This is a genomic window from Pseudomonas sp. (assembly GCF_037994325.1).
In the GTDB taxonomy this organism is placed as follows: domain Bacteria; phylum Pseudomonadota; class Gammaproteobacteria; order Pseudomonadales; family Pseudomonadaceae; genus Aquipseudomonas.
Genome location: NZ_JBBNAH010000281.1, coordinates 1 through 8091, shown reverse-complemented (window position 1 = coordinate 8091; position 8091 = coordinate 1). Strand labels below are relative to the sequence as shown.

Annotated in this window: 9 protein-coding genes; 1 reads left to right on the top strand and 8 read right to left on the bottom strand. The window is 60.9% G+C overall.

Annotation, left to right across the window (positions count from 1 at the left end):
* Positions 1–66 precede the first annotated feature (66 nt).
* Entirely contained in the window at positions 67–528 is a 462-nt protein-coding gene (locus tag AAAB16_RS09430; protein WP_340663102.1) for a YaiI/YqxD family protein, read from the top strand.
* Here the strand turns inward: AAAB16_RS09430 and AAAB16_RS09425 are convergent.
* From AAAB16_RS09425 to AAAB16_RS09390, 8 genes are all read right to left on the bottom strand, one after another.
* Positions 513–2657 (bottom strand): EAL domain-containing protein, encoded by a 2145-nt coding sequence (locus AAAB16_RS09425; protein ID WP_340663101.1) that lies wholly within the window; start codon positions 2655–2657, stop codon positions 513–515. The genes AAAB16_RS09430 and AAAB16_RS09425 overlap by 16 nt on opposite strands.
* Before the next feature lie 133 nt (positions 2658–2790).
* A complete protein-coding gene (locus AAAB16_RS09420; RefSeq protein WP_340663100.1) occupies positions 2791–3261 on the bottom strand; it encodes a thioesterase family protein in 471 nt (156 codons plus the stop codon).
* A gap of 119 nt (positions 3262–3380) precedes the next feature.
* Positions 3381–3830, bottom strand: coding sequence for a type IV pilin protein (locus AAAB16_RS09415; protein WP_340663099.1), 450 nt, complete (start codon positions 3828–3830; stop codon positions 3381–3383).
* Positions 3817–5838 (bottom strand): PilC/PilY family type IV pilus protein, encoded by a 2022-nt coding sequence (locus AAAB16_RS09410; RefSeq protein WP_340663098.1) that lies wholly within the window; start codon positions 5836–5838, stop codon positions 3817–3819. Before AAAB16_RS09410 ends, AAAB16_RS09415 begins: the two co-directional genes overlap by 14 nt.
* Positions 5835–6368, bottom strand: coding sequence for a PilX N-terminal domain-containing pilus assembly protein (locus tag AAAB16_RS09405; RefSeq protein ID WP_340663097.1), 534 nt, complete (start codon positions 6366–6368; stop codon positions 5835–5837). Before AAAB16_RS09405 ends, AAAB16_RS09410 begins: the two co-directional genes overlap by 4 nt.
* On the bottom strand, positions 6365–7144 hold the full coding sequence (locus AAAB16_RS09400) for a PilW family protein (RefSeq protein WP_340663096.1): 780 nt from the start codon (positions 7142–7144) through the stop codon (positions 6365–6367). The genes AAAB16_RS09405 and AAAB16_RS09400 overlap by 4 nt, the downstream gene beginning before the upstream one ends.
* Positions 7141–7701: a type IV pilus modification protein PilV gene (gene pilV / locus AAAB16_RS09395; RefSeq protein WP_340663095.1), complete on the bottom strand. Its 561-nt coding sequence runs from the start codon at positions 7699–7701 to the stop codon at positions 7141–7143. Before pilV ends, AAAB16_RS09400 begins: the two co-directional genes overlap by 4 nt.
* Positions 7702–7842: 141 nt before the next feature.
* Positions 7843–8091: GspH/FimT family pseudopilin (locus AAAB16_RS09390; RefSeq protein ID WP_340663094.1), on the bottom strand; the 249-nt coding region annotated here is incomplete at its 5' end.

The window sequence follows — 8091 nt, the reverse complement described above, 5'->3', positions numbered from 1 at the left end:
GTGGCACACTGCTCGCCCGTTTTTGTTTCTATTGCCTGTTTTCTAATAACTATGGAGGCCGCGCCGATGCGCGTATGGATCGACGCCGACGCCTGCCCGAAGGCGGCTAAGGATCAAGTGGTCAAGTTCGCCTTGAAGCGTCAGTTCGAGGTTCTGCTGGTTGCCGGGCAAAGCCAGACCAAACCGGCGTTCGCCCTGGTGCGGCTGATCGTGGTGCCCAGCGGTCCGGATGCGGCAGACGATTATCTGGTCGAGCACGCGGTGCCAGGCGATCTGGTGATTTGTAGCGATGTGCCGCTGGCCGATCGTTTGGTCAAAAAAGGTGTGGCAGCACTGGACCCCAGAGGCCGCGAGTTTGATGCCGGCAATATGGGTGAGCGTTTGGCGGTGCGCAATCTGTTCACTGACCTGCGTGAACAAGGCCAGGTTGGCGGCGGCCAAGGGCCCTATGGCGAGCGGGAAAAACAGGCCTTTGCCAACAGCCTGGACCGCATCCTGACCCGTTTGGCGCGTCAGGCAGTGAGCTGAGGCGAAGCCTGCACGGGCGGCGCCAGCCAGGCCAGCAGTGCGTCCAGCGACAGCGGCCGGCTGAACAGGTAGCCCTGAATCAGGTCGCAATCGTTGGCCCGCAAGAACTCCAACTGCTCTTGCGACTCTACGCCCTCGGCCACCACCTTCAGCTGCAGCTTGTGGGCCATGGCAATGATCGCGGCGGTGATGGCCATATCGTTTGCCTCGGCCGGTATTTCGCGGATAAACGAGCGATCGACCTTTAGGCTGTTCACCGGCAATTTGCGCAAGTACGCCAGCGACGAATAACCGCTGCCAAAGTCGTCGATGGAAATCTTCACCCCGAGTTGGCGAATCTCTTCGAGAATTTCCACCGCAGTATTGAGATTGTTCATCAGCGCATTTTCGGTGACTTCCATCACCAGCCCGTCCGAATCGAGCCCCGTGCGTTTCAGTATTTGCTCGATGGCCGAGGGCAGGGCGCGGTTGGACAGATTGAGCGCGGAGCAGTTGAAGGCCACGCGCAGTTCTGGGAAGCCGGCGTTGCGCAGGCTCATCAGGTCGCGACAGGCGCGTTCGGCGACCCACAAATCCAGTTCCACGATAAAGCCGTGTTGCTCGGCCAGCGGCGCAAATACCTCCGGGCTGATGGTGCCGCGTTGCGGATGGTTCCAGCGGGCCAAGGCTTCAAGGCTGATCACCCGGCCGCTCTCGCTGGAGACAATCGGCTGGTAGTGCACGTGCAGCCCTTCTTCATTGAGCGCGCGGCGCAGGTCCTGCTCCAGCGTCAGGTCCATGTGCGCGCGGCGTTCCAAGTCCGGGCTAAAGCGCAGGCTACGGTTGCGCCCGTTGTGTTTGCAGTAACCCACGGCCAGACCGGCGTGCTTGAACAGCGCGTCATAGCTGCTGCTGTCTTGCGGGAATACGCTGAAACCGATGCTCGCGGTTTGCGTCAGTTGTCCGCACGAAAGGGTAAAGGGACTTTGCAGTTGATCGACAATGCGGCTGGCCAGTTGCTCGGCCTGGTAGCCATGTTCGACTTTGGCCAGTACGCAGAATTCATCCCCGGAAAACCGCGCCAGCACATCTTCGCCGCCCAATGCTGAGCGAACGCGTTGGGCCACCAGTTGCAGCAAGTGATCGCCGCTGGCGTGCCCCAGGCTGTCGTTAATGCGCTTGAAGTTATCCAGGTCAATAAACAGCAAGGTCCAGCTCTGCTGCGGCTCCACGGCACTGAGGGCGCGGGTGGCCAACTGGGTGAAAGCGCGGCCGTTGAACAGGTTGGTCAGTGGGTCGTATTGAGTCATCACGTTCAACTGCTGTGCGACCCGGCGCAGCTTGGCGTGCTGTTCGCGCAGACGCTGGTCCGCCCAACTGGCGCCAATGCCGGCAACGATAATGATCAAGGCGATCACACCGATGGAAATGGCCAGCACGCTTTGCTCACCGGTTTCCGCCACGGGGCGCAGCACGTGCGGATAGAGGTCGGTGGGGACCGCCAGGGTCATGGCGGCCATGCCAGTGAAGTGCATCGAGGCAATGGCGCCACCCATGACCAGGCTGGCCAGCACCCGCAGCCAGTGCGCCCGCTCGCCGGTTTTGCCACGGAAATAAAACGCCAGTACCACGGCAGCCAGTGAGGCACCAATGGCGATCAACACGGACACGATAAACAGCGTTGGATCGTAATACAGGGTTGCAGCGGACTCGATGGCGGCCATGCCGCTGTAGTGCATGGTGGCAATACCTACGCCGGCGGTAACCGCCGCAGCCAGATACTGCCAGGCCACCAGGCGCTTGCGACTGATCACCCACATCACCGCATAAGACACGGCGATGGCGATCAGCAACGAGAGCAGGGTGATTTTGAAGTTGTAGCCGATATGCAACGGCGCACTGAACGACAGCATGGCAATAAAGTGCATCGACCAGATGCCGCCACCCAAGGCAAAAGCGCCAATCCAGCGCCACAGTTCGCGGCCGCCCACGGTGTGGCTGCTGCTGACCCGATTGGCCATTGCCAGCGCGGTAAAACCAGCCGCACTGGCCACCAGGTAGGCGAGAAACACCAGGCTGGGATCATGCTGGCAATCGAGGATTACCGTCTGGTTGGCTGGCATGTCAGCAATGAAGTGCAGCAGTGACATCACGAACTCCAGCCTGAAAATTACGCATTACCGCCAACAGTGGTGGCTCTTTGCCATTTTTTCGGCATCTTAAAGGGCTGCGCTGGCCAAGGCTATGCTTTTGGTCGACTCGCACCACGCCATCGCTTGCGTCCTAGCCGCACAGATAAGTGCCGGTACCTACTGCCACCAGTGTGCCGTCGTCGGCGTGGAGCTCGGAGCGTACCACCGCCACTTTGTTGCCGGAGCGCAGCAAAACCGCTTTGGCGACGAAGTGCTGGCCGCGCCCTGGGCGTAAATAGTCCACGCGCAAATCGATAGTACCCAGCTTAGACAATCGTGCCATGCGTTCACTGCTGCTGAGATTTTGGTGGCGCTCAAAGGCCCCAATCAGCGCCATGGCGCCGCCGGTTACATCCAGCAGGGCGGAAATCACCCCGCCATGCAGAATGCCATGCACAAAATTCCCCACCAGGCTTGGCTGCATCGGCAGGGACATCAGCACCTGTTCGGTGGACAACTCATCAATGCGGATACCGAGCATTTGATTAAACGGAATGCGCTCAAAAAAGCTTTGCACGGCCTGTTTTAGCTCGGCGGTGAGTTCGAAGGTCGGTTCCGACATGGTGGTGGCCACTAGAAGGGAAAGCCCTAGCCTGCCGCAACGGGGTGAGCGAAGCCAGACCCCTGTTTTTTCCTGAATGGTGTCTGCTCTGTTGTGCGCATAGTGTTTTCAAGGACCGTCTATTTCCAGCACTCAAACGGGCTTGCGCTGCCTGTATTGCCGGTGGTGCCCAAACCATTTAGCAGCAGCGTGGCGCAGGCGTTATCGGCGCGTTGGGCGCCAAGCGGCACCGCCTGAAGCAAATAACCGCCATCGCCGGGCTCAATGCTGAGGCGGTAAAGGCCGCTGCTACTGAGCACTTCGCCGCCTTGGGTGTGCGGCAAGCGTAATTGCGAGATGTTCTGCTGCTGGGTCAGGAACTGCTGGTTCTGCGCGTGGTAGCGCGCCTGGTGTGCCGCAGCGTTCACCAACAAAGCCCGGCCCTCGGTGCGGTTGGCGCGCAACACATACTGCTGATACTGCGGCGACACCAAGGAATAGAGCAGCCCGAGAATCACCAGTACCACTAACAGTTCCAGCAGGCTGAAGCCGGCGAAGCGCCTGTGCAGGTTGTGCTTAAGGTGTGGCATCAGTCACCACCCTCCAGCTTTGTCGACCATTGGCCCGTGGGCCCAGGGAAAGCGGCGCGCACTCGGCTTCACCAAACAGGCAAGGCATGGCGCTAACGGGGTCCGCCACGATTAGCACCTCGTCTGTTTCGCTCAAAGCAAATGGCGGAAGGTCGGCGTTGCCATCCTGGTCATCCACACGCTTGTCCGCATTCAAATCAAACACCGGGAACAAAGGTGCAGTGCCGGTCGTTGGGTCAATGGCATAGAGGCGTCGTTCGATATCGCCCTGACAGGGCTCAAGGCTGGGAATGCGGGTGGTGATAAACAACAGCTCGCCGAGCTTGCTTGGCTGCTCCTGCACGCGTTCGCTGGCGCCCAATTCCGATGCCGGCGCTAGATCGAAGTACCAGCCAAGTTGCCCGTTTGGGTTGCGCTGCATGGCATACCAGTCAATGGCCTGGCGGCCAGTGGGCTGTGGCTGTTTAGAGGGCAGCAGATGCTCTTGCTGGAGCGCGGCAAAGGGCACGGTGCCAGCGGTCAGCGCGTTCTGGCCTTGGGTAAAACGGTCCCAGATGGCGTATAGGCTCTGCTGGTCGGTATCAGCCTCAACGTGGTTCTGGCCAGTGCCGATGACAATGAGGTAACCGATTTCTGACGGGTGATTAACGATGGCCGGTGCCGTTGTAATTGGCTGGGGCAATTTGTTGTGCGGGCGCAGTGGCGCGCTGAACAGCGGACGTCCGGCAAAAGACAAGCGAAACAGTTCGGCGCTGATCGGGGCGTCCGCCGGTGGTTTGTCCAGGTCGCCGCGAGTGTGGTCGTAGAGATCGAAGCGCCACAGATTGCCCTGGTCGTCACCAGCGTAGGCATAGTCTGCATTGCCATCGCCGTTGGTATCGGCCACCAGTGGCATGGCCAGCCCTGACGCGGCCTCGTTCGCTTGCAGGCGCCTGATCACGGCACCGGTTTTGATATCCAGGATCAGTAGAGCCGCCGTGTGGTTGGGCGGCTGCGTGCCGTTGCCCAACAGCGCGGCCCATTGGCCCGTGTGCAGACGGGCAATGGTTGGAGCGCTCAGCACATAACCCAGGTCGTGCTCTGCGCCGCCGAATTCCCACAGCAGCTGGATGTTGTCCGGGTCAGTTACATCCAGCGCCAGCAGGGCTTGGCCGCCGGCACCCAGGGCGACAAGCAGCACGGTATGCCAGGCCTGGTCGTAATAAACGTCCTGGGCCACCAGCGGACCATCAACAAAGTAGCGGTGCTGGTCGACGTCTTCGCCTGAGTAGTTGGGCGAGGTGAGGGCGGGGAGTTTGCTCAACAGCAGCGACGGAATAATCGCCAGACGCTCCTCCCCGGTTTGCGCGTCGAAGGCATGCAACATGCCGTCGTTGGCGCCGAGGTAAACCTGGGCGCGTCGGCGTTTGGCTTTGAAGGCGGCGTAGCTGCCGGCGGGGCCGTCGTATCGCTCCATGGTCTCGCTAACACGCTCGGGCGCGGCGATAAGTAACGGTTTGGCGTTGATGCTATCGCCCAGCGCGGGCAACTGCTGGCGCAGTAGTGAGCACCCCTCAAGATCGCTGCACGGCTCGGCGCGCAACAAGCTGGCTCGCGCTGCGCCAAAGCCGTCGAATACACCGTTGATATCGCTGTTGAGGACGGCTTGTTGCTGCTCACTCAACGCCTCCCAGCGAAAGTCACGCAGGCCTGATGCGTCGTCGGCGGCAATTTTTATCTGGCGATTGGCAGGCACTTGCGCGCTGGCCCGCCATAGTTCAAGCGTTTCCCCCGACGCGGAGCGCTGCTCTTTGCGCAGTTCGCCGCTCCAGTTCTGCGCGCCGAACCGGGTGCGGTAGCGCATATCGGGTTCGCCAGCGAAAACGCTGTAGGAGGGCGGTGTCGGCTGTTGGCACAGCTTCCACTGGAAAAACCCATCGCCGCTCGGTTCAGTGGCCGCAGCCTGTGTCGGGGCTATTAGCACCAGCATCAGCATCAGCAGAAAAAGCTGGAAAAGGCCGCGCATCATGGTTGGCCCCTTATAAATGTGCGTGCAACCACCGAGCGCAGGCACACGGCTGGCCCCGTGCAAATACGGCTCAGGTCCATGCGGGCATGCTCAGCGTAAAAGGCCTGGCTGCTGACTTCGTAAAAGTAAGTGCCGCTGACCTTCGCCGCCTCACCGTAGCGGGCGTCGTCAGGTTGCGTGGCGACCGATTGAATCTGGCGGATATACCAGCGCGCGCTGGCTGGCATATCGCTCAGGCCGTAGTAGGGCGTAGCGTGGCTAAAATCGACGCCGTTATGGGTAGCCAGCCCGTGTAGGCACGGTGGCTCGCCACATGGCGGCAGGGGCGCAGTTGCTTTGCCGATATGCCGCTCAGCGTCGCGCAAGCTCGCTTCGGCCATGTTGAATAGGCGCTGATAGTCCAACCCTCTGGCCAGAACCCGCGTTTGCATCAGGCTGTCGCGGGTGCTGGATACCGCCAGAAGGGTCATCACCGCCAGCATGATCAGCGTCATCACCAAGACGGCGCCGTGCTGTGCCGCGCGCTTCATGGCAGCAGGTTCCGCAGTGCGGTGGTGCCTTTGACCACCTGATATAGCTGGTCTCCAGCCGATGCTGGCTGTGCTGTGCCATACCAGTAGCGCCAGGCGCGTGAGTTACTGCCGCCGGCTAATGCCGACAGCGGCGTACTGATTAGAATGGCGAAGCGGACACTGCGTATGTGTTCCTCGGTTGCCGGGGTGGCCGTGTATCGGGCGAGCGTGAGCGAGTTTGGCAAACGCACACCGAAATCGAAGCGCACCTCGGCAATGCCTTCTACCAATGTGGCGGCACCGTCTTTGCTGGTGCACACCAATTGCTGGCTGGTATTGATGCTGAGCTTTTCGACATAGGCCTCCAGCGGTTGCGCGTACGGGCGGGCCAGGCTGGCGGTGTTGGCGGGCCGGCCGTTGCCCAGGCAGTCGAGCTCCTGACGGTCGCTGGGTTGGTAACGGATGCAGAGTGCTTTGCCCGGTACGGGGCGGATTACTTCTCCGGCGTCGAATGCGCAGCCGGCGACACCGGTTTGTGCTTCGCTAAGGGCCGGGAATGCGGCGTTCAACGGTTGGTCGGGGCGACGTTTAAAGCCGGTTTTGGCCAGTTGTCGATCGAGCCATTGCAAGGTGAAGCTGGCATTGCTCTGGTTGTCGGCCTGGGCCCGCTGGAACAGGTAGCTGAGCTTATTGGTGATGACCACTTGCGCCACCGCCATGCTCAGAACAGCACCGAGTAATAGCGCCATCAGCAGCTCAATCATGGATAGCCCCTGTTGCCGCTTGCGGTTCATGGTCTGGGCTCCTCGATGTCGCTGCGCAAGCGGTAATGGCATTGCTCCTGGACGTTCAGGCACTCGCTGCGGCTGCCCTTCCAGGCCACCTGAATTTCAATGGTCTTGCCGGCGCCAGTACACGTACCAGGGCTGGGCGAGCGGCACACATAGGATTGGCCGGGTGGCAGTTGCGCGGAGCTGGGCAGCAGAACCGCGAGCTCGGCTAACCAGCACGCCAGTTGTGCTTGGGGTTTGCCTGGCGTGAGCGGGCAGGGTTGGGTGCTCGGGCTCGGTGTAGAAGCGTTCTGCAGGTGGCTGGACCACTCAGCTGGGGCCGCGCGTATCAGTTCCATAAGGTCGTTGGCCATCATGGCGGCGGTGCTGCGCTGTAGGGTTTCGCTGGAGTGGAGAAGGGTCCGACCCTGCAGGGTGGCCACGCCCAGCATGCCGACGCTAATAAGTAAGGCGGTGACCAAGACCTCGACAAGGGTAAAACCCGTTGCGTGTGACGGGCGAGGAATTGGTTTTGACGGGTGTGGGATGGGGGTTGTTGTGTTCTTCCCTGACTGATTCATGCTGGCGCTCCGATGCCGACTCTCGCGTTACTCCATGCCCCGTAAGGCACCTCGATTGTTCGGCGAACTGAGCGGGCGGGGTAGCAGGCGCTGGGATTTTCCCTGTAGGAAAGCTCACAGCGGGTGTTCAGCCATGGTGAATCAGCGGCATAACTCGCTATCGCTCTGGCCCGTTTCCAGGCCGTTGCTGTGGCGCACCCGACCTTGGCGGTTGATCACCAGTTGCCAGGCGACGTGGCCTTCGGCTGTGCAGAAAATAAAACGCCCGTTACTGGCGACTGTGCTGCCATTGGCTTGGTAAACCACGGTCTGGCTGCTTTGACCGGCACCGGCCCAGCGCAGGCGACCGCTGCTCTGTTGTCGGGAGAAGCGCAAGGCAGTGTTGGCGAC

Coding starts and splice junctions, on each gene's coding strand:
- pilV (WP_340663095.1), bottom strand. CDS start 7,701: ATGAATCAGTCAGGGAAGAACACAACAACCCCCATCCCACACCCGTCA.
- AAAB16_RS09410 (WP_340663098.1), bottom strand. CDS start 5,838: ATGATGCGCGGCCTTTTCCAGCTTTTTCTGCTGATGCTGATGCTGGTG.
- AAAB16_RS09425 (WP_340663101.1), bottom strand. CDS start 2,657: ATGTCACTGCTGCACTTCATTGCTGACATGCCAGCCAACCAGACGGTA.
- AAAB16_RS09400 (WP_340663096.1), bottom strand. CDS start 7,144: ATGAACCGCAAGCGGCAACAGGGGCTATCCATGATTGAGCTGCTGATG.
- AAAB16_RS09430 (WP_340663102.1), top strand. CDS start 67: ATGCGCGTATGGATCGACGCCGACGCCTGCCCGAAGGCGGCTAAGGAT.
- AAAB16_RS09420 (WP_340663100.1), bottom strand. CDS start 3,261: ATGTCGGAACCGACCTTCGAACTCACCGCCGAGCTAAAACAGGCCGTG.
- AAAB16_RS09405 (WP_340663097.1), bottom strand. CDS start 6,368: ATGAAGCGCGCGGCACAGCACGGCGCCGTCTTGGTGATGACGCTGATC.
- AAAB16_RS09415 (WP_340663099.1), bottom strand. CDS start 3,830: ATGCCACACCTTAAGCACAACCTGCACAGGCGCTTCGCCGGCTTCAGC.